At 69.6% G+C, this 18,045-nt stretch carries 18 protein-coding genes; 9 read left to right on the forward strand and 9 right to left on the reverse strand.

What is annotated here, in order from left to right; translation table 11 throughout:
• Positions 1–7 precede the first annotated feature (7 nt).
• Positions 8–1,681 (reverse strand): IucA/IucC family protein, encoded by a 1,674-nt coding sequence (locus ACH4TP_RS14430; protein WP_398437915.1) that lies wholly within the window; start codon positions 1,679–1,681, stop codon positions 8–10.
• On the opposite strand from ACH4TP_RS14430, the gene ACH4TP_RS14435 reads away from it, so the two are divergent.
• Positions 1,680–3,404: an IucA/IucC family protein gene (locus tag ACH4TP_RS14435; protein WP_398437917.1), complete on the forward strand. Its 1,725-nt coding sequence runs from the start codon at positions 1,680–1,682 to the stop codon at positions 3,402–3,404. The two genes, ACH4TP_RS14430 and ACH4TP_RS14435, sit on opposite strands and share 2 nt — an antisense overlap.
• Here the strand turns inward: ACH4TP_RS14435 and ACH4TP_RS14440 are convergent.
• Together ACH4TP_RS14440 and ACH4TP_RS14445 are read right to left on the reverse strand one after the other, a co-directional pair.
• Positions 3,370–4,317, reverse strand: a complete 948-nt coding sequence (locus ACH4TP_RS14440) for a PhzF family phenazine biosynthesis protein (protein ID WP_398437919.1) — start codon at positions 4,315–4,317, stop codon at positions 3,370–3,372. The two genes, ACH4TP_RS14435 and ACH4TP_RS14440, sit on opposite strands and share 35 nt — an antisense overlap.
• The gene (locus ACH4TP_RS14445; RefSeq protein ID WP_398188970.1) at positions 4,317–4,988 is read right to left on the reverse strand and encodes a DUF4097 family beta strand repeat-containing protein; all 672 of its coding nucleotides are present in this window, start codon (positions 4,986–4,988) and stop codon (positions 4,317–4,319) included. Before ACH4TP_RS14445 ends, ACH4TP_RS14440 begins: the two co-directional genes overlap by 1 nt.
• A 541-nt stretch (positions 4,989–5,529) precedes the next feature.
• On the opposite strand from ACH4TP_RS14445, the gene ACH4TP_RS14450 reads away from it, so the two are divergent.
• On the forward strand, positions 5,530–5,829 hold the full coding sequence (locus ACH4TP_RS14450; RefSeq protein WP_398437921.1) for a DUF6342 family protein: 300 nt from the start codon (positions 5,530–5,532) through the stop codon (positions 5,827–5,829).
• A gap of 210 nt (positions 5,830–6,039) precedes the next feature.
• Here ACH4TP_RS14450 and ACH4TP_RS14455 read toward each other — a convergent pair whose 3' ends face one another.
• Positions 6,040–6,465, reverse strand: coding sequence for an arsenate reductase ArsC (locus ACH4TP_RS14455; RefSeq protein ID WP_398437922.1), 426 nt, complete (start codon positions 6,463–6,465; stop codon positions 6,040–6,042).
• 155 nt (positions 6,466–6,620) lie between these two features.
• Between ACH4TP_RS14455 and ACH4TP_RS14460 the strand changes: the two genes are divergently transcribed.
• The 3 genes from ACH4TP_RS14460 to ACH4TP_RS14470 all read left to right on the forward strand — a co-directional run bounded on the left by ACH4TP_RS14460 (position 6,621) and on the right by ACH4TP_RS14470 (position 8,904).
• A complete protein-coding gene (locus ACH4TP_RS14460) occupies positions 6,621–6,935 on the forward strand; it encodes an ArsR/SmtB family transcription factor (RefSeq protein WP_398437924.1) in 315 nt (104 codons plus the stop codon).
• A gap of 131 nt (positions 6,936–7,066) precedes the next feature.
• Positions 7,067–7,852 carry an aquaporin gene (locus tag ACH4TP_RS14465; protein WP_398437926.1) on the forward strand — a complete coding sequence of 262 codons (786 nt, stop codon included), beginning with the start codon at positions 7,067–7,069 and terminating at the stop codon, positions 7,850–7,852.
• Entirely contained in the window at positions 7,849–8,904 is a 1,056-nt protein-coding gene (locus ACH4TP_RS14470; protein ID WP_398437927.1) for an ArsO family NAD(P)H-dependent flavin-containing monooxygenase, read from the forward strand. Before ACH4TP_RS14465 ends, ACH4TP_RS14470 begins: the two co-directional genes overlap by 4 nt.
• An 18-nt stretch (positions 8,905–8,922) precedes the next feature.
• Here ACH4TP_RS14470 and ACH4TP_RS14475 read toward each other — a convergent pair whose 3' ends face one another.
• The 3 genes from ACH4TP_RS14475 to ACH4TP_RS14485 form a co-directional block, all read right to left on the reverse strand.
• Positions 8,923–9,735, reverse strand: coding sequence for a sulfite exporter TauE/SafE family protein (locus ACH4TP_RS14475; protein WP_398437929.1), 813 nt, complete (start codon positions 9,733–9,735; stop codon positions 8,923–8,925).
• A gap of 115 nt (positions 9,736–9,850) precedes the next feature.
• Positions 9,851–10,351 carry a GNAT family N-acetyltransferase gene (locus ACH4TP_RS14480; protein ID WP_389222039.1) on the reverse strand — a complete coding sequence of 167 codons (501 nt, stop codon included), beginning with the start codon at positions 10,349–10,351 and terminating at the stop codon, positions 9,851–9,853.
• Entirely contained in the window at positions 10,348–10,710 is a 363-nt protein-coding gene (locus ACH4TP_RS14485) for an ArsR/SmtB family transcription factor (RefSeq protein ID WP_389222037.1), read from the reverse strand. Before ACH4TP_RS14485 ends, ACH4TP_RS14480 begins: the two co-directional genes overlap by 4 nt.
• A 150-nt stretch (positions 10,711–10,860) precedes the next feature.
• Here ACH4TP_RS14485 and ACH4TP_RS14490 point away from each other — a divergent pair, with 150 nt between their 5' ends.
• The 4 genes from ACH4TP_RS14490 (at position 10,861) to ACH4TP_RS14505 (ending at position 16,668) form a co-directional block, all read left to right on the forward strand.
• Complete coding sequence (locus ACH4TP_RS14490) at positions 10,861–12,219, forward strand: NAD(P)-binding domain-containing protein (protein WP_398437932.1); 1,359 nt, start codon at positions 10,861–10,863, stop codon at positions 12,217–12,219.
• Positions 12,220–12,632: 413 nt separating this feature from the next.
• Complete coding sequence (locus ACH4TP_RS14495; RefSeq protein ID WP_398437933.1) at positions 12,633–15,515, forward strand: NACHT domain-containing protein; 2,883 nt, start codon at positions 12,633–12,635, stop codon at positions 15,513–15,515.
• A gap of 128 nt (positions 15,516–15,643) precedes the next feature.
• The gene (locus ACH4TP_RS14500) at positions 15,644–16,087 is read left to right on the forward strand and encodes a GntR family transcriptional regulator (protein WP_398437935.1); all 444 of its coding nucleotides are present in this window, start codon (positions 15,644–15,646) and stop codon (positions 16,085–16,087) included.
• An 11-nt stretch (positions 16,088–16,098) separates the two neighbouring features.
• Positions 16,099–16,668, forward strand: a complete 570-nt coding sequence (locus ACH4TP_RS14505) for an HD domain-containing protein (RefSeq protein WP_398437937.1) — start codon at positions 16,099–16,101, stop codon at positions 16,666–16,668.
• On the opposite strand, the gene ACH4TP_RS14510 is transcribed toward ACH4TP_RS14505, so the two are convergent.
• Positions 16,656–17,129, reverse strand: a complete 474-nt coding sequence (locus ACH4TP_RS14510; protein ID WP_398437939.1) for an NUDIX domain-containing protein — start codon at positions 17,127–17,129, stop codon at positions 16,656–16,658. The genes ACH4TP_RS14505 and ACH4TP_RS14510 overlap by 13 nt on opposite strands.
• Complete coding sequence (locus ACH4TP_RS14515; RefSeq protein ID WP_398437940.1) at positions 17,126–17,896, reverse strand: helix-turn-helix domain-containing protein; 771 nt, start codon at positions 17,894–17,896, stop codon at positions 17,126–17,128. The genes ACH4TP_RS14510 and ACH4TP_RS14515 overlap by 4 nt, the downstream gene beginning before the upstream one ends.
• Positions 17,897–18,045: the final 149 nt, after the last annotated feature.

The following is an 18,045-nucleotide window of genomic DNA, read 5'->3' on the forward strand; positions in this document are numbered from 1 at the left end:
GCCGTCCTCAGTACAGCGGATTGGCCGTGGGTACGTAGCGGGCGTCGGCCCCGTCCACGTCGAGCCAGCGCAGCAGCAGGTTCGTCTTGGCCGGGACGTGCGGAGATCCGAGCAGGGCCCGGATCTCCGCCGGACCGCCGTGCTCCGCCGCGTACCCCGCGAACACCGCCCGCGCCCGGGGCCAGAGCTCACCGGCGAGCTCCGGGTGGCGGTCGGCGAGGGCGCCGGCGATCTCGGAGAGGTTGTTCGTCACCAGGCAGTACGCGAGCCGCTCCCAGCCGTGCGCCTCGTCCAGGACCGGGGCGGGCCCCCGGGACGCGTACCGGTCCAGGAGCGCGCGGTGCCGCTCGGCGACGATCCGTACGCCCTCGTGGTCGCGGAAGACCACCCGCTCCGGGAGACCGGCGCCGTCCACGCCGACGAGGACGTTCTGCAGGTGGCACTCCAGGACCAGGCCGTGCGCCCGCCAGGCGTGCAGCACCGGTGGCACGAGGTGGTCGAGGTAGCGCTGCCACCAGTCGAGCGCCCGCTCCGGGGTCAGCCCGTCGAGCGGGTTGCCGGGGAAGCCCTCGGCGATGCCCGCCGCGAGCAGCGGCGTCACCCCGGGCGGCAGGTGCGGCCGCAGCCCCTCGCGGGCGATCACCGCGAAGCCCTCGTAGGCGTGCTGCCCGCCGAGGTCGGCGGTGCGGTAGCCCCGGTCGGCGAGGAAGCCCGCCGTGGGGAGGGGCGCGAAGGCGGGCGCGAGGAGCTCGCCGACCGTCCGCAGCCACAGCAGGTCGCGCAGCTCCAGGCGCCGGTTCCCGTTGGTGATCCGCACGTCCAGGCTGAGCTTGCAGAAGAGGTCGGCCTCCGGCAGGTACACCGTCCGCACGGAGGAGGTCGCCACGGCCCGCCCCGCCCCGGGCGCGGCGGGACCGAGCCGCAGCAGCCGCCCGTCGCGGAACGCGGGCAGCCCGTCCGCGTGGAGCAGGTCCAGCTCCCAGGGGTGGATGGGGAGCGGTACGTAGCCCTCGGGGGCGGCCCCGTCGGTGAGCGCGTCGAGCGACGACAGGTCGCCGTCCTCCGCGACCACGTCGGCCCGGACCCCGAGGAGCTCCAGCGGGAACCGGGCGTACGCCTCCGGCGCGTACGGCAGCCAGCTCTCCGGGGCGCCCGTGCCGCGCGCCTTGGGCGCCGGGTGGTACCGGTGCCCGGCGAGCAGCGCCTGCTCCGACCGCAGGTACGGGTCCTCCGGCGGGCTCGCGGACGCCCGCGCCTCCTGGAGCGCCGCGATGACGTCCCGGCTGGCGGTCATCTCGCCGACTACGGTCCTGTTCGTGACGCCGGTGCGCCGGGCGAGCTCGTCGGCGGCCAGCGCCACGAGGGCCTCGAAGGTCAGCGGGAGCCAGCCGCCACCGGTACGGACACAGGGCTCGGAGGGCCGCCGGCCGGCCCGTACCCGCAGCAGCCGACCGGTCTCGGGGAGGCGGTGGACGACGTGATCCGCGTCCGCGTTCGTGTCCGCGTTCGTGTCCGTGCCGGGTTCGGGCTGGGCGACCTCCCGGATCAGGCAGTTCAGGAGGGCGGTGGCCGACAGGGCGTCGGCCCGGTCCTTGGCTTCACTCACGACAGCGCCTTCCACCCGTGCCCCGGCGGGTCGTCCACCGGTAGGGACATCTTGCGCCGGGTAGTGAGCCTTCATGCACTTCGCTCCGGATCACCACACGGGCGTACGCGACGCGGCGCGCGCCCCTGAGGCGGCCTTCGCCGCCCAGCTGGCGGATGTGGCCCCCGGGCTCCTCGCCGCCTACCACCGCGAACTGCCCCCGGCGCGGGCGGCCGTCCTCGCCCGGCTGTGGCGCGCCCTCCTCCACGAACCGCTCCCGGGCATCACGGCGCGCGACGCCGACACCGGCCGCGTGGAACTCGCCGACGGCCGGCTCCTGAACGGCCCGCCCCGGCTCCCGTACGACCTGGTGATCCCCGGCGAGGACACGACCGTACGGCTCGACGACCGCGCCCATGACCATCCGGCCGCTCTTCTTGCCGCACTCGGCCTTCCGGGCGCCGACGCCCTCGTCGCCGAACTCGGCGACAGCGTGGCGTCGCTGGCGTTGTCACGGGCAGGGGCGGGGGCAGGGGCAGGGGCAGGGGCGGGGGCAGGGGCGGGTTCCGGTTCGGGCCCCGCCGACCCTCTCGCGTACGTCGAGCAGGGCGTCGTCGACGGGCACCCGTACCACCCCTGCTGCCGCAGCCGCCCCGGCCTCTCGGTGGCCGAGCAGCTGGCGTACGCGCCGGAGCACCGCCCGGTCGTCGGCCTCGACCTGGTGGCGGTCCCGGCCGACCGGTGCCGGGTCGCGGGGGAGTGGCCGGACCGGCTGCGGGAGGGCGACCGGCTGCTGCTGCCCGTGCACCCCTGGCAGAGCGCGCACGTCCTGCCGGAGCTCGGACACCGGCCGTACGCCACCGGCGCGATCCCCGCCCGGCCGCTGATGAGCGTACGGACCCTCGCCCCGCTCGACGGGGGCCCGCACCTCAAGACGGCGCTGACCACGCGGATGACCAGCGCGATCCGCGACATCTCGGCGAGCGGCGTCGAGAACAGCGCACCGCTCTCGGCCCTGCTGGCGCACGTCGTCGCCGACCTCTCCGGAAGCCTCCGGATCACCCGCAACCTCGCCGGCGCCTCCGCGCTCGTACGCGGCGAACCCAGCGGCGACCTGGCCGTCCTGTTCCGCGAGTCACCGTCCGCCGCCGCGCGCCCGGGGCCGGGGGAGAGGGTCCTGCCGGTGGCGGCGCTCGCCGCCCGCCCCGCCGGCGACGGGCCGCCCCTGATCCGGGCGCTCCTGGCCGCGGCCGGTGCCCCGGACGCGGGTGCCGACTGGCTGGCCGCCTTCGCCGGCCTCGCGGTGCCGCCGCTCGTCCGCCTCCTGAGCCGGGGCGTCGCGCCCGCCGCCCACGGGCAGAACCTCCTGGTCGTGCTCGACGCGCACGCCCGCCCCCGGCGGCTGGTCTACCGCGACCTCGCCGACGTCCGGCTGAGCCCGAGCCGCCTCGCCCGGCACGGCTTCGACGCCGCCGCCGTCGGCGGGCGGGTGATCGACGACGATCCGGCCGTGCTCCGGACGATGCTCTTCGGGCACCTCTTCGGCACCACCTTCGGGACCCTGGTCTCCGCCCTGGCCGACCGGGACCGGACGGCGGGGGCCCGGCTCTGGTCGATCGTCGCGGCCGCTGCCCACCGCGCGTACGACGACCTCCCCGCGACCCCCGGGAACCGGGCCGACCGCGCGGCCCTCTTCGCCCCGGAACTCCGCGTCAAGGCCCTCACCCTGATGCGCCTGCGCGGCGTGGACCACGACGCCTGGATCCCGGTCCCGAATCCCCTGGTCAGGGAAGAGCACCCGGGGCAGCCGGGCGCGTGACCAGCACGTCTCCGCCCAGCCGGACGGCCGTCCCGCCCCTGGTGGAGGCCCTGATGGTGGCGGGGCTGCCGAGGGAGTCCCCCATGTCGACCGCGATGCGCCCGATGCCCCGGTCGGCGAGATGGGCGGCGAGGCAGGCCGTGCTGTTGGCGTTGGCGATGTCCTCGGGGACGCCGATCGACGGGGCGAACATCCGGGCCGCGACCCGCCCCGAGCGCGACGGCGCGGAGTACACGTAACAGCCCAGCAGACCGAGGCGGTCGCAGGCGTCCCGGAGCCGCTCCATGTCCGGGGCGAGGGCGGCGAGCACGGACCGCGAGGCCACCGGGACGAGCAGCCGCGGCCGCCCGACGGAGGCGATCCGCAGCCCCTCCCCGAGCGCGTCCGGGGCAATGCCCAGCGCGGGCAGGACAAGCCCGGACTCGCCACCGCCCGGTTCGCGCAGCTCCACGGCCCCGTACGCGAAGCCGACCCGGGCGTACGGCCCCTTCCGTACGCCCCAGCCGTCGAACGTACGCCCCGCCACCCGCAGCGAGACCCGGTACGCCTCGCCCCCGGCCCGTTCGGCGAGATAGCCCAGGGCGGCGATGGTGCCGTGCCCGCAGGAGGGCAGCTCTCCCTCGGAGGTGAAGAACCGGAGGGAGACGACGGGACGCGAATCCCGCCTGTCAGACCCCGCGTCGGTCTCGGTCCCGGCCTCGGTCCCGGTCTCGGTTTCGGCCTCGGTTTCGGCCTCGGTTTCGGTCCGACTGGAGACGAAGACGGCGTGCGAGGCCCCCACCGCCCCGGGCAGCCGCCGCCGCTCCTCCTCCCCGAACGGCCCGTCGTCCACCACGGCCGTCGGACTGCCGCCTCCGCCGTCGCGCAGACACGCGCGGACGACCGTCACGGGCGGCACGAGCGACGAGGGCATCAGAGGCTCCGGGCCGTGATGTCGCCGTAGGAGGTGGTGGCCCGGATGGTGAGTCCGGCGGTGGCACCCCCTTCGTTCCGGAGGGAGTTGCGGATCCGGCCGTAGGCGGTGCCGGCGTCGAGGGAGGCGGAGACGCCGCGGGCGGCGCCGACGTTGATCTCACCGGCCTCGGTGCGGAGCACGACGGTGCCGCGCATGGCCTCGTCGATCCGGAGCTCACCCTTCCGGGTCCTGATGTCGGCGTCGCCGCCGAGGCGTCCGACGGTGATGTCACCGGCCTGCACGGTGAGGCGGGCGCTGGCGGTCTCGTCGAGCTTGACGGTGGCCTGCGCGCCCTCGAACGTGACGTCCCCCAGCCGTCCGACCCCGCGCAGCTCGGCGGCGGCCGCCTTCGCCTCGACCCGGGACCCGGCGGGCAGCTGGACGGTCACCTCGACGGCCCCGGACGGACCGAACAGCTGGTTCTTCGCCGCGGGCCCCGCGATCCGCAGGACCCCGTCCGCGAAGGAGACCCCGGTCTGCTCGGCCGCCCGCACGTCCCGGCCCCTGGAGGCATCGGCGGGCAGGACCTCGACGACGGTGTCGGCCCGATCGGCGGCGATGAACCGGATGCGCCCCGAGGGGATGTCGAGAACGGCGGAGACGGGGGCGGCGGTGGCGAACTTCTGCATGGTACTTCTCCTTGGACTCATTGTTTCCGATGAAGGAAAAGCTACGTTGCGTTCATTGATGTGGCAACAGGGGTGTTGCGTGAAACCGCGATAATTGCAGGTGAAGGCCTGGATTTCATTGCAACGACCATGAGGCTAACGCAACGCCGGGAGCGCCGTTCATTGCAATGGATTGAAGGTGAACGCTATGCGCGCCGAGGGGGCGTCGTCTGGCATGCGGGTGCGTGGGGGTGACCTGGTCGTCCATGGGGGCGCGACCTCGATCGGCTCGCGGAGGGGGTCGACGGCGGCACCCGGGCCGACCGTCGCGCCCGCTCCCCGCCCTAGGGGTGATCTCGGGTCTTGTCACGGTTCTTTTCGGGCGTTTCTGGCGCTCTCGTGCCTCAGGTGTCAATTCGCGACCAACTGGAAGGAAAACCAGTCATATTCGCCGGGCATGGTGCCGCTTTGTGAACGAGCTGCGTAGGTTCTGGGGTCGGTTCGGGATGTCCCTGCGGCAGCCCGGCCGAAGTCCTGCCACCGGAACCGGAGGGGAAATCGCATGGCTGACATCGATCTCGGGGTTGCGTCGGACTGGGACGAGGGGGACATCCACGGCCGCGTCAAGCTGCGGCAGAACCAGGTCTACCCGACCTCCCCGAAGAAGGACGTGCTCATCAGCTCCCCGGTGAGCATCGAGCTGTCCGTGAACACGAACTACTCCTCCTCCCAGGGGGCGGACAAGATCTACTTCACCACCCACCACGGCTCCACGAAGAAGATCATCGCGGTGCTCGACTCCGACGGAAACCTGCACATCGCCGGCCGTCTGATCACCGAGCAGAAGGACCTGCAGTACTAGAAAGCTCCGCGTGACGAGGGGCGGCGGGCTCGCGATGGCGAGCCCGCCGCCCTTGCGCGAGCCGGGGGAACCGCCCCGCGCTCGGCAGCTCCGCGGACTCGTGGCCGGGTTGCCGCGGCAGCGCGTGGCGGCGCGGAGCGGCCGGTGGACCGGAGTCGATGATGGCGACGTCGCGTATGCCGTCGCTCGGGTCGATGCCGCTCGCGCCGGTCACGCCCTCTTGGCGTCCCTCTTGGCATCGATCTCGGCGATCAGGCCCTCGATGAGGGTCCTGATCTCGTCGCGGATGGGGCGGACGGCCTCGACCCCCTGGCCGGCGGGGTCCTCCAGCTGCCAGTCGAGGTAGGTCTTGCCGGGGAAGTACGGGCAGGCGTCGCCGCAGCCCATGGTGATGATGTAGTCGGACGCCTGGGCGGCCTCCGGGGTCAGCACCTTCGGCTTCTGGTCGGAGATGTCGATGCCGACCTCCGCCATCGCGGCGACGGCCGAGGGGTTGATCCGGTCCCCCGGCAGGGAGCCGGCGGAGCGGACCTCGACACGGTCGCCCGCGAGGTGCCGCAGGAATCCGGCGGCCATCTGGGAGCGGCCGGCGTTGTGGACGCAGACGAAGAGCACGGAGGCGAGCGGGGCGGTCATCGGTTCTTCCTGGGGGCGGAGGCGGTACGGGGCGGGGAGGGCCGGGTGCGGGGGCGCGGCCGAGGTGCGAACCCCCTTCGGTGGGTTCATCGGTGGGTTCAAGGGGGAACGCCCCGGCCTGGCAGCGACTCCGCATGACGTGAAAGTATCAGTCCATGATGACGTCAGTCGATACTGATCTGATGCGGGTGCTGGGTGACCCCCTGCGCATCCGGATCGTGACCCTGCTCGCCCGCGAGACGCTGTGCACCACCCACCTCGTGGAGGAGACCGGTGCCAGGCAGACCAACCTCTCCAACCACCTGAGGGTGCTGCGCGAGGCCGGGATCGTCGAGACGGAGCCCTGCGGCCGGTTCACCTACTACCGCCTCAAGCCGGACGTCATCGAGCGGCTCGCCGCCCAGTTCGCCGCCCTCGCGCAGACCGCGCGCCTGACCGCCGAGGCGAACTTCAAGCGTTCCTGCCCCTGACCGGGCCTCCTGGCCCGGCCTTCTGACCCGGCCTTCTGGCCGGGCCTCCTGACCCGGCCTCCTGACCTGGCCTCCTGGCCCGGCCCTCTGACCCCGCCCCCTGTGCCTCACCTGCCGAGGAGTACCCGCCCGTGACCGCCACCGAGCCCGCCGCGAGCGACGCCATGGCCACCGCCCCGTCGCCGCGGCCCGCGCCCGGCGCCACCCCGCCCCGTACCTCCCCCGGTACCCCGCCCCGTAGCCCGCTCGCCGCCCGCGCCGCCGCCGAACTCGTCGGCACCGCCGCCCTGGTGGCGATCGTCGTCGGCTCCGGCATCCAGGCCACCGGGCTCACCGACGACGTCGCGCTGCGGCTCCTCGCCAACTCCACGGCCACCGTCTTCGGCCTCGGCGTGCTCATCGCCCTCCTCGGCCCGGTGTCCGGCGCGCACTTCAACCCGGCGGTCAGCCTGGCCGAGTGGTGGACCGCCCGCCGGGGCGGCGCGGGTGTCACGGGGCGCGAACTCGCCGTCTACGTCCCCTCGCAGATCGCCGGCGGGATCCTCGGCGCGATCCTGGCGGACGCGATGTTCGGCGAGCCGCTGGTGAAGTGGTCCACGCACGACCGCTCGGCCGGCAACCTCCTCCTCGGCGAGGTCGTGGCGACCGCCGGCCTGATCCTGCTGATCTTCGGCCTCGCCCGCACCGACCGGCTCCGTTTCGCGCCCGTCGCCGTGGCCGCGTACATCGGCGCGGCCTACTGGTTCACCTCGTCCACGTCCTTCGCCAACCCGGCGGTGACGATCGGCCGCGCGTTCACCGACACCTTCGCGGGCATCGCCCCCGCCTCGGTCCCCGGCTTCGTCGGAATGCAGGTCGTGGGCACGGCGGTGGGTCTGGCGCTGGTCGCGGTCATCTTCGTACGCGGCCGCTCATGAGCACCCCGGTGGACGTGGTGGTGATCGGCGGCGGCCAGGCCGGGCTCGCCGCCGGCTACCACCTGCGCCGCGCCGGCCTGGACTTCGTGATCCTCGACGCCCAGGCCGCGCCGGGCGGCGCCTGGCAGCACACCTGGGACTCCCTCCGCCTCTTCTCCCCGGCCGCGTACTCGTCCCTGCCGGGCCGGCTCATGCCGCCGCAGCCGGGGGAGACGTACCCGGACGCGGCACACGTCGTCTCGTACCTCACGGAGTACGAGCAGCGGTACGACCTCCCGGTCGTGCGACCGGTCCGCGTGGCCGGCGTCCACCGCGACGGCGAACTCCTGCGCGTGGAGGGCGACTCCGGTACGTGGCGGGCCCGCGCGGTCATCAGCGCCACCGGCACGTGGTCGCGCCCCTTCGTCCCGGCGATCCCCGGCCGCGAGACGTTCCCGGGCAGGCAGCTCCACACGGTGGAGTACACCAACCCTGCCGACTTCGCGGGCCGCCGGGTCGTGGTCGTCGGCGGCGGCAACTCCGGCGCCCAGATCGCCGCCGACCTCGCGCACGACACCGACCTGACCTGGTGCACCCTCCGCGAACCGCGCTACCTGGCCGACGACATCGACGGCCGCGCCCTCTTCGACCACGCCACCGCCCGCCGCCGCGCCCTCGACGAGGGCCGTGAGGACACGGGAGGTGTGGCCTCGTTGGGCGACATCGTGGCCGTACCGCCGGTGCGCACGGCGCGCGACGCCGGCCGGCTCGAGGCCCGGCCGATGTTCACCCGCCTCACTCCGGCCGGCGTGGAACGGGCCGACGGCACGACCGCCGAGGCGGACACCATCATTTGGTGCACGGGCTTCCGCCCGGCCCTCGCCCACCTGGCCCCACTGGGCCTGCGCGGTCCCCGCGGCCGCATCCCCACGGCCGGCACCCGGGCGATCGACGAGCCCCGCCTCCACCTCCTCGGCTACGGGGACTGGACCGGCCCCGCCTCCGCCACCCTCATCGGCGTCGGCCGCCCCGCCCGCGAAGCCGCCCGGCAGATCGCGGATCTGCTGCGCTGACAGGGCGCCCCGCGGCGGTCAGCCGTGCCGGGCGACCTTGACGGCGGAGACCAGCAGGACCACGGCCAGGGCAGGGACCAGCAGAAGGTCCGGGACGACCCCGAGCAGCAGCCCGCCCACCGCCGCACCGGCGACGGAGCCGCCGATCATGGTCACCGCGAAACGGACGTGGGCACCGAGCACCGCGAAGCCGCCGTCCCGGCTGTAGCGGGCGAAGGCCACCAGCATGGTCGGCAGGGAGACCAGCAGCGACAGGCTGCCCGCCGCTTTGACGTCGACCGCGAACAGCAGCGCGATCGTGGGGATCAGCAGCTCGCCGCCGGCCACGCCCATGATCGCCGCGACCACGCCGATGCCGAAGCCGGAGACGACACCGCCGGGCACTTGCGCCCACACGGGTGGATCGAGTGCTCCGAGGGCCGTGCTGTGCGTCGCCACCAGCGCCGCGGCCATGAGCACCATCAGCGCCGCCAGCACCTTGTACAGGGTGGCGCTCCGCATCCGCACCGCCCACGACGCACCGACCCAGGCGCCCAGCAGGCTCCCCGCGAGCAGGTTGAGGGCGACCGGCCAGTGCCCGAAGACCTCGGACGGCGGCACCGCCGCGAAACGCGCGGGCAACGCCACGAGGACCACGACCAGGCTCATCGCCTTGTTCAGGATCACGGCCGACAGCGCGGTGAAACCGAACAGGCCGATCAGCAGCGGCAGTCGGAACTCCGCGCCCCCGAGGCCGATCATCCCGCCGAGAACGCCGACGGCCCCGCCCGTGGCGAACACCCACGGGGCCGAGTGCGCCGACGCCGGAACGAGGTCCTTCTCCATGGTCATGGCCAGGATCCTCGCTCGCCCCCCGCCCCGCCCGCCACGGGCCGGCTCGTCCTTCGGGGAAAGGCACCGGCACCCCGCCCGCCGTTGGTGGGTAGCTCCGAACCCCGAACGGGGCTTACGCCACGCTACTGCTGCGACGCTCGACGAGTACGGTGTCGCGCCAGACCCCGTGATGCCGCCCGATGCGCTCGCGGGTGCCGATCACCCGGAAGCCGGCCCGTTCGTGAACGGCCAGGCTCGCGGCGTTCTCGGGGAAGATCCCGGACTGGATGGTCCAGATCCCCGCCGCCTCGGTGGAGTCGATGAGCGCCTTCAGAAGCGCGGAGGCGATGCCCCGGCCCCGGGCGTCGGGGTGGACGTAGACGGAGTGCTCGACGACGCCCGCGTACGCGCACCGGTCGGAGACCTTGGTGGCGGCGACCCAGCCGAGCACGCGCCCGGTCCCGTCGACGGCGGCGAAGCGGTGCTCGGGCAGCTTCGCCGCGTCGAACTGCTCCCAGGTGGGGGCGGTGGTCTCGAAGGTGGCGTTGCCCTCGTCGATGCCGGCCTGGTAGATCGCGATCACTTCGGCGGCATGCGCGGCGGTGAGGGGGACCACCGGAGCGGAGTCGGTCACGCGGCGGCGGCCTTGGTGAGGAGCGCGCCCATGGCGGCGAGGACGGCGGGCTCCACCCGGTAGTACACCCAGGTGCCGCGCCGCTCGGAGGAGAGCAGCCCCGCCTCCTTCAGCTTCTTCAGGTGATGGGAGACGGTCGGCTGCGAGACGCCGACGTCGGAGATGTCGCAGACGCACGCCTCGCCGCCCTCGTGCGAGGCGACCGCCGAGAACAGCCGCAGCCGTACCGGATCACCGAGGGCCTTGAACATCTTCGCGGTCCGCTCGGCCTCCTCGGCGTTCAGCGGGCGCTCGGTGAGCGGCGGGCAGCAGGGGGCGACCTCGGGTTCAAGGACGGGCAGCGCGGCGGCATTCGACATGCATCTATGTTGACACATGTCGAATCAGCCGCCCAGGGATGCCGGAGAGGGTGGGTCATTTCGATGAACGTCTATGTTGACGAACGTCGATTCAAGTGTGAGGCTTGCCGTGCAAGAGATCGACGGACGTCGAAACAAAGGGGAATCGCCGTGAACGCCACAGCCACCGCCACCGACCAGCTGCCCGTCGTGGTCATCGGAGCCGGCCCCGTCGGCCTGGCCGCCGCCGCCCACCTCGTCGGGCGCGGCCTGGAACCGCTGGTCCTGGAGGCCGGACCGGTGGCCGGCGCGGCGGTACGTGCGTGGGCGCACGTCCGTCTCTTCTCGACGTGGGGAGAGGTCACCGACCCGGCCGCCGAGAAGCTCCTGGCCCCCACCGGCTGGGTGAAGCCCGACGTGAAGACCTACCCGTCCGGTGGTGACTGGGCGGAGCGGTACCTCCAGCCCCTCGCCGACGCCCTCGGCGACCGGGTCCGCACCGGAGCCACGGTCACCGGCGTCTCGCGCGCCGGCCGCGACCGCATCGTGGACGCCGACCGGGAGGCCCGGCCGTTCGTCGTCCACGTCACCCACGCCGACGGCCGTGAGGAGCGACTCTTCGCCCGCGCGGTGATCGACGCCTCCGGCACCTGGTCCACCCCGAGCCCGGCGGGAGCGTCCGGCCTCCCCGCCCTCGGCGAGAAGGCCGCCGCCGACCGCCTCGCCTACCGCGTCCCCGACCTCGAGGACCCGTCCGTCCGCGCCCGGTACGCCGGCAGGCGCACCGCCGTCATCGGCTCCGGCGCCTCCGCCTTCACCGCGCTCGCCGCGCTGGCGGACCTGGCCCGGGAGCAGGCGGGGACGAAGGCCGTGTGGATCCTGCGCCGAGGCATCTCCGGCTCCACCTTCGGCGGCGGTACGGCCGACCAACTGCCCGCCCGCGGCGCACTGGGCCTGGCCGCGAAGGCGGCGGTCGACGAGGGCCACGCCGACGCCGTGACCGGCTTCCGTACGGAGGCGGTCGAGCGCGACGGCGACAACCGCCTGATCCTCGTGGCCGAGGACGGCCGGCGCCTCGACCCGGTCGACGAGGCCATCGTCCTCACGGGCTTCCGCCCCGACCTCTCCTTCCTCTCCGAGCTCCGCCTCGGTCTCGACGAACGCCTGCAGGCCCCGGTCGGACTCGCCCCGCTCATCGACCCCAACCAGCACTCCTGCGGCACCGTCCGCCCCCACGGCGCCAACGAGCTCTCCCACCCCGAACAGGGCGTCTACCTCGTCGGCATGAAGTCCTACGGCCGCGCCCCCACCTTCCTCGCCCTCACCGGTTACGAGCAGGTCCGCTCCGTCGTCGCCGCCATCGCCGGCGACCACGAGTCCGCCGAACGCGTCGAACTCGCCCTCCCCGAGACCGGCGTCTGCGGCGGCACCGGCCTCTTCGCCCAGCCGGACACGGCCCACCCGACCCCCGACGGAGGCTGCTGCGCCCCCACCCCCGCGCTCCTCCAACTCGGCACGGTCACCCCGTAACGACCCCGGACGGCCTCCCTCGCCCCCCGACCGGAAATCACCCCCGGCCAGCAAAAAGACCCTCCCGAAGGAGGGTCTTCGCCGATGCGCCCCCGGCAGGACTCGAACCTGCGGCCAAGTGCTTAGAAGGCACCGGCCTGGATCTGGGTCAGCAAGCATCTGACCAGGAGCTTTCAGCCTGTGGCGGGGTGGGACGCCTGAGTCTTCTCGTGTATTCACCGGAGCCAAGGGTTCCATAGAACGGCGAGGCTGACGAAGCGTCGGGCTCACTCCCGTCGTGCGCCCGGGGCTCCAAGGCACGCCGGCACCGAGCGCCCATGCCTACTAGCCCTGCTGCTCTGTTGCGCCAAGGAACCAGAGGTTGATCATGCAAAACCCTCCATCTGTATCACCTGCGGGGGCAAGATAGCTTGGTGGACTACGACTTGACGCGGCTTGGCGCCCGGGAGTTCGAGCACCTCACTCAGGCTCTCGCACTCCAGATCCTTGGCCCTGGCGTGCAGATCTATGGGGACGGACCTGACGGGGGCCGCGAGGCCGAATTCCGTGGCGAGATGCGCTACCCCTTCCCCGGCTCGTCAGACTGCTGGAGCGGGCACGGTGTCCTCCAGGCAAAGTTCCTTCAACGGCCGCGCGGGACCAAGCCGGATACCACCTGGTTCATCGGGCAAGTGCGTAAAGAGCTGCGACAATGGGCTAACAAGGATTCAAAGCGAGGTAGGGAAGGGGCGCTGCCGCGCTATTTGCTTTTCGCTACCAATGTCGTCTTGTCGTCTGACCCCGTTCAGGGAGGACTCGACCTTTTTGAGAAAGCCATGTCGGACTTGATTGACGAGTTGAAACTTCCTTTGGAAGGTTTTGGAGTCTGGCATTTTGATGAAATTTGCCGCTACCTAGATCAGTATCCTGCAATTCGACAGACTTATGCGGCTCTCACCACAGCCGGCGACGTCCTGTTCAAGCTCAGGGAGGTGATTGAGGGAAGCGCCTCTGAGTTGGGCGAACTGTTGACAGGTCATAGCGCTAAGGAGCTGGCGACCGATCAATGGGTGAGGCTTGGTCAAGCTGGAGAATCTGACAATCAGAGGCTCCCGCTGGCCGACATGGCAATCGACCCTTTTAGTGTTTCCATAGGGGAAGATGGTTCTCATCAGGTAGGCTTCACGGTTCGGCGCATACTGGAGCATGGAGATTCGGTTCTTCGGCCTAGCCGTCGAGCCGCCAACCACCCCTTCATCGCCGTAATCGGGGGGCCCGGGCAAGGAAAGTCGACCATCAGCCAACTGTTGTGTCAGGCATATAGGGTGGCTCTCCTTTCAGATGCTCACGCTAGGCTTGATCCGGAAACAGCGAGAATCGTTACAGAGTTCCAGAATCAGACTCCCCGCATGGGAATCTCTTTGCCCGCCGCCCGACGATGGCCAGTTCGTGTGAACCTAAGTGAATACGCCGATACTATCGCCGGTGGAGAATCGGTCAGCCTGCTCAGGCATTTGGCCTCGGAGATAAGTAAAAGAACTTCGGACGTGACCCCGAATCAATTGCGAGCATGGTTGAGGGTGTGGCCGTGGCTCGTGGTTTTTGATGGCTTGGACGAGGTTGCCTCCCCTCAAGCTCGAGATGCCGTTATGGAAAAGATCAATGACTTCGTAATTGATGCCCACTCTGTGGATGCCGATCTTCTTATCGTGGCGACTTCGCGGCCCCAAGGGTACCGAGGGGAGTTTTCGCGCCAGCGTTATGTTCAGTTGACCCTAGAGCCTCTCTCTGCGGACAGTGCGATTTCGTATGCAAGGCAGCTGACTCAAGCTCGCCACAAGGGCGACCCGGATACTGCAGAACGAGTTCTGCAGCGGCTTCAAGAGGCGGCTGATGAAGATTTGACTGCTCGGCTGATGGTCACACCTCTTCAAGTGACTATCATGGCTATCCTCCTTGAGCGTCGTGAGCGCGTGCCACAGCAGCGCTATCGGCTTTTCAACGACTATTACCAGGTAATCTTTAACCGTGAAGTCAGCAAGCCTGGACCTATTGGGCTCCTTATCGACGACTATCGCACTCAAATTGATCACCTCCACGAACGGGTAGGGCTGTTCCTGCAGGTTCAGTCGGAGGGGGTAGGGGATTCCGACGCTATTATTTCCAGAGAGCAACTGTCTCGTATTACTCAAAGGCATCTGAAGGAAGAGGGGTACTCGGACCCAGATGCTTATTCTCTAGCATCGCGCCTAGTCGAAGCAGCCATGCATAGGTTGATTCTCCTAGTGCCGAAGAAGGGTGACAGCTTCGGATTCGAAGTTCGCAGTTTGCAGGAATTTATGGCAGCCAAAGCGCTTGTGTGCGACGATCTTTCTCGAACTATCGATCATCTGAGGATGATCGCCAAGTCCGCGCATTGGCGCAATACGTGGCTTCTAGCCGCTGGTCGAATTTTTCTTGAGCGCCCCAGCTTCCGAGACCGCCTCGTCAATCTGCTGGATGAGGTGCAGGCTTCCGATGAGCTGAGCCTATTCGTGAAGCCTGGATCCATGCTTGCTGCAGACCTAATTAATGACGATGTGGCTGCGAGGTCGCCTCGTTTTCTGAGAACTTTCACGAAGCAGGCGCTCGAACTTGTAGAGGAGCCTCTTGAAGAATTTCAGCAGCTCAGTCTAGGTGAAGCTATTTGGCATACCGGGACCATAGATGCTCCATCGCGTGCCGCGATTGAATACGAGATCTCTAAGAGCCTTGCTGCCGGCGGATCCGGGAGAGTAAACACCCTGCTCCTCCTTTCGGGTGAGTGGCAAGGGCGCCCGGGGCCACTGGCGTACTCCACGAAAACTAACCTGGAGCGTGCCCGGGATCAATCTGATTCCATCGAATTTCAGATGGGTATCAAAATCCTGCAAAATGATTTCTTGGTCTCGGGTATCAATAACGGAACTATCAAACTTCAAAACCGTGAATGGTCGGAAGTGGCCGAGTCCCTTCTTCATGTTTCCGCATCTGGCCTTCCGGATTGGGTTACTCAAAGTCTCTTCGGTGTCGGTCAAGTGGGTTACTACGTCACGGAGGCGGGGGAGCGTGTTGCGGTTAGTATGAGCCAACAGCCCGTCCGTAATCTATTTGAAGCTATGTCTTACCCTGGCGTTGTGTCACTCTTGGTGGACGGCGCCAGGAGCCTCCCGGTGGAGGAATGGCAGGTGCATCACAAATTGCGTACTTTGTGCTTGGATTATCAAGAGAGGATCCCGGCAGGGAAGGTGCTGGTTGAAAGATCTCGGCAATTCTTCGACTTGACTGATTTGTTTTAATAAGGCTAGTTTCGTCGGCCTCCGCGATTTCTGAGCCAGACGGTACTCGATCTTGGCCCGACAGCTCGTCTGCTAGTGGCCGGAACGTGCGACCCTGGCGGTAACCGAAGCCTGCGAAAGGAGGTGCCGTGTCGGAGGCCAGTCCGCGCGGAACCTATCTGCTCATCGCTGACGCGCTGCGGAGGGACATCAAGGAGGGCCCCGAGGGACGCGCGCTGCCGTCTGAAGCCGCTCTCATGCGGGCGCATGACGTCTCCCGCAACACCATCCGGCGCGCGCTCAAGGTGCTGGAGGCCGAGCAGCTAATCAGCTCCGTGCCTGGTACTGGATGGCGGCTGTCTGCCAAGCCCATCCGACCCCTAGTCGACCGCATGACCGACCTGATCAGGGAGGACGCACTGACAGTAGGCGACGCCTATCCATCGGAGTCGAAGTTGTGCGCGCGATTCGAAGTCTCCCGTACCGCTGTACGACGCGCCCTCGCGCAGATGGAGGGGACCGGACTGCTCGCCACGGTGCATGGCAAGGGCCGGACCGTTCGCGCTCTCCCGACTGAACCGGAGAAGACCTAACCTTGGTACTCATGGGGCTTACTGACTGGGCGTACGCGCTGTCCGAATCGCTGCTGGCCGAGCCGTTGCCGCGCCGCTGGGCGCACTCCCTCGGAGTCGCCAAAAGGGCCCGTTCGCTGACCCCGATCCTGGGGCGGGACGCCGAGCTGCTGGAAGCGGCCGCCGTCTTGCATGACATCGGATACTCCCCCTCCATCGCTACCACCGGCTTCCACCCGCTCGACGGTGCACGGTTCCTGCGGGACCAGGAGGGCGCCGACGAGCGGGTCGTCCGGCTCGTTGCCCATCACTCCTGCGCGCTCCTGGAGGCCGAGGAACGAGGTCTCCGGCATGAGCTGGAGACGGAGTTCGAGCTGGAGCGGCCCGAGCTGGTGGATGCGCTCATCGTGTCCGACATGACGACGACGCCGACCGGCGAGCACACGACGCCGGCGGCCCGGTTGGACGAGATCGTGCAACGGTACGGCCCGGACACGATCGTGGGGCGCTTCATCCAGCGGGCGGCGCCGGAGATCCACGCCGCCAACGAGCGCGTGGAGAGCCGCATGGCCGCCGTCACGGCCGGCGCTCAGCCGATGTAGGGCTCGCGCCGCGACTCGTCCAAACCGTGCTGGACCCTCAGCCGCATGGACGGGTGGATGTCCAAGTCATCGAGGTCCGCCGGAGCCATCCAGCGGACCTCTTTCGACTCGCTGCTCGTACGGAGAGACCCGCCGACCGGATGGGCCCGGAAACAGATCGAGAACTGCTGTCGCACCTCGCCGTCGTCGTACGCGAGCACGTGCTCGGGGTCGGTGTAGAGCCCGACGATCCCGTCCACCACGACCCTGATCCCGGTCTCCTCCTCCACCTCGCGCACGACGGTGTCGGCAATCCGCTCGCCGATGTCGTGGCCACCGCCAGGCAGCGCCCACAGGTCGTTGTCGGTCTTGTGGATGACCAGGAGCCTGCCGGCGTCGTCACGGACGACGGCCGTAACCGAGGGCACGACCGAATTGGCCTTCGGGGCGGCAGGGTCACGGAAGTAGTCGATCCGGCTCATGCGCTTGAACCTCCCAGGTCAGTGGGCGAGGAGATCGGCCGTGCGGACTCCCAGACCCGTTCGACGCTCTCAGCGTAGGCGTCGAACAGCTCGCCCCCGGGGATGCGCTGGATGTGCAGGACCGGGGCCATGTACGCCCCCACTCCGTACAGGTGCCCGTTGGCGAGCATCTCGTCGTCGGCCCGGTAGATGGAGTTGTAGAGCGTGGTGGAGTGAAGCCTGAACTCCACACCAGGAAGGCCGAACAGCGGCGCATAGTTGACCAGCGCGTTGCGAATCTTGCTCGCCATCGCGCCGCCGATCCCTTCGTCCGCCCCACGTGTGGCGACCGCAGCGGAGTTGGGGTCCCCGAGCATGAACCGGACCGGGACGCCGGCAGCCGACTTCTCCTTGACCACCTGGTGGAAGGCAGCGTCCTCGGTGAGCCAGAAGCCCGAGTAGACGAGCACGTCGAAGTGCCGCGTGGCGCCAGAGTAGAGCTGTGGCCAGAGCCGGTTCGGCACGACGGAGCGGTGGGGGTACAGCTTCACCAGCTCCGCATTGCCCGCCTCGGTGACCTCGACGGACGTCCGCTCCTCGGGCCACAGGTAGGACATCTCGCACTGCAGGAGCGAAGCCGCGGCGTACTTGAAGCGGCGGTACGGCTGCCGCTTGGGCTCATTGATCCAGCGCTCCACTGTCTTCGCCGACACCCCGAGCCGTTCGGCCACTTCATCAAGGGTCATGCCGCGCTCGATGATCGCGCCGCGTAAGCGTTCGTTGGCCATGCCATGTGCTCCCCAGGTGGGACGACTTGGGACGACTTCACCGTAGCCAAGACGTCCTGGAGCCGTACATGCGCGGAGTCCAACGTCTGCCCTGCTCAAGCCAATCTGGAGTCATCGAACGGGGCGGACTCGCAGGCACCAAGGATCCA

It is taken from the genome of Streptomyces sp. NPDC021012 (genome assembly GCF_044333355.1).
In the GTDB taxonomy this organism is placed as follows: domain Bacteria; phylum Actinomycetota; class Actinomycetes; order Streptomycetales; family Streptomycetaceae; genus Streptomyces.

Bases quoted from the DNA above. Each gene is read 5' to 3' on its own strand.
- ACH4TP_RS14435 (WP_398437917.1), top strand. From the start codon at position 1,680: ATGCACTTCGCTCCGGATCACCACACGGGCGTACGCGACGCGGCGCGC.
- ACH4TP_RS14430 (WP_398437915.1), bottom strand. From the start codon at position 1,681: ATGAAGGCTCACTACCCGGCGCAAGATGTCCCTACCGGTGGACGACCC.
- ACH4TP_RS14440 (WP_398437919.1), bottom strand. From the start codon at position 4,317: ATGCCCTCGTCGCTCGTGCCGCCCGTGACGGTCGTCCGCGCGTGTCTG.
- ACH4TP_RS14445 (WP_398188970.1), bottom strand. From the start codon at position 4,988: ATGCAGAAGTTCGCCACCGCCGCCCCCGTCTCCGCCGTTCTCGACATC.
- ACH4TP_RS14450 (WP_398437921.1), top strand. From the start codon at position 5,530: ATGGCTGACATCGATCTCGGGGTTGCGTCGGACTGGGACGAGGGGGAC.
- ACH4TP_RS14455 (WP_398437922.1), bottom strand. From the start codon at position 6,465: ATGACCGCCCCGCTCGCCTCCGTGCTCTTCGTCTGCGTCCACAACGCC.
- ACH4TP_RS14460 (WP_398437924.1), top strand. From the start codon at position 6,621: ATGATGACGTCAGTCGATACTGATCTGATGCGGGTGCTGGGTGACCCC.
- ACH4TP_RS14470 (WP_398437927.1), top strand. From the start codon at position 7,849: ATGAGCACCCCGGTGGACGTGGTGGTGATCGGCGGCGGCCAGGCCGGG.
- ACH4TP_RS14475 (WP_398437929.1), bottom strand. From the start codon at position 9,735: ATGACCATGGAGAAGGACCTCGTTCCGGCGTCGGCGCACTCGGCCCCG.
- ACH4TP_RS14485 (WP_389222037.1), bottom strand. From the start codon at position 10,710: ATGTCGAATGCCGCCGCGCTGCCCGTCCTTGAACCCGAGGTCGCCCCC.
- ACH4TP_RS14505 (WP_398437937.1), top strand. From the start codon at position 16,099: ATGGGGCTTACTGACTGGGCGTACGCGCTGTCCGAATCGCTGCTGGCC.
- ACH4TP_RS14510 (WP_398437939.1), bottom strand. From the start codon at position 17,129: ATGAGCCGGATCGACTACTTCCGTGACCCTGCCGCCCCGAAGGCCAAT.
- ACH4TP_RS14515 (WP_398437940.1), bottom strand. From the start codon at position 17,896: ATGGCCAACGAACGCTTACGCGGCGCGATCATCGAGCGCGGCATGACC.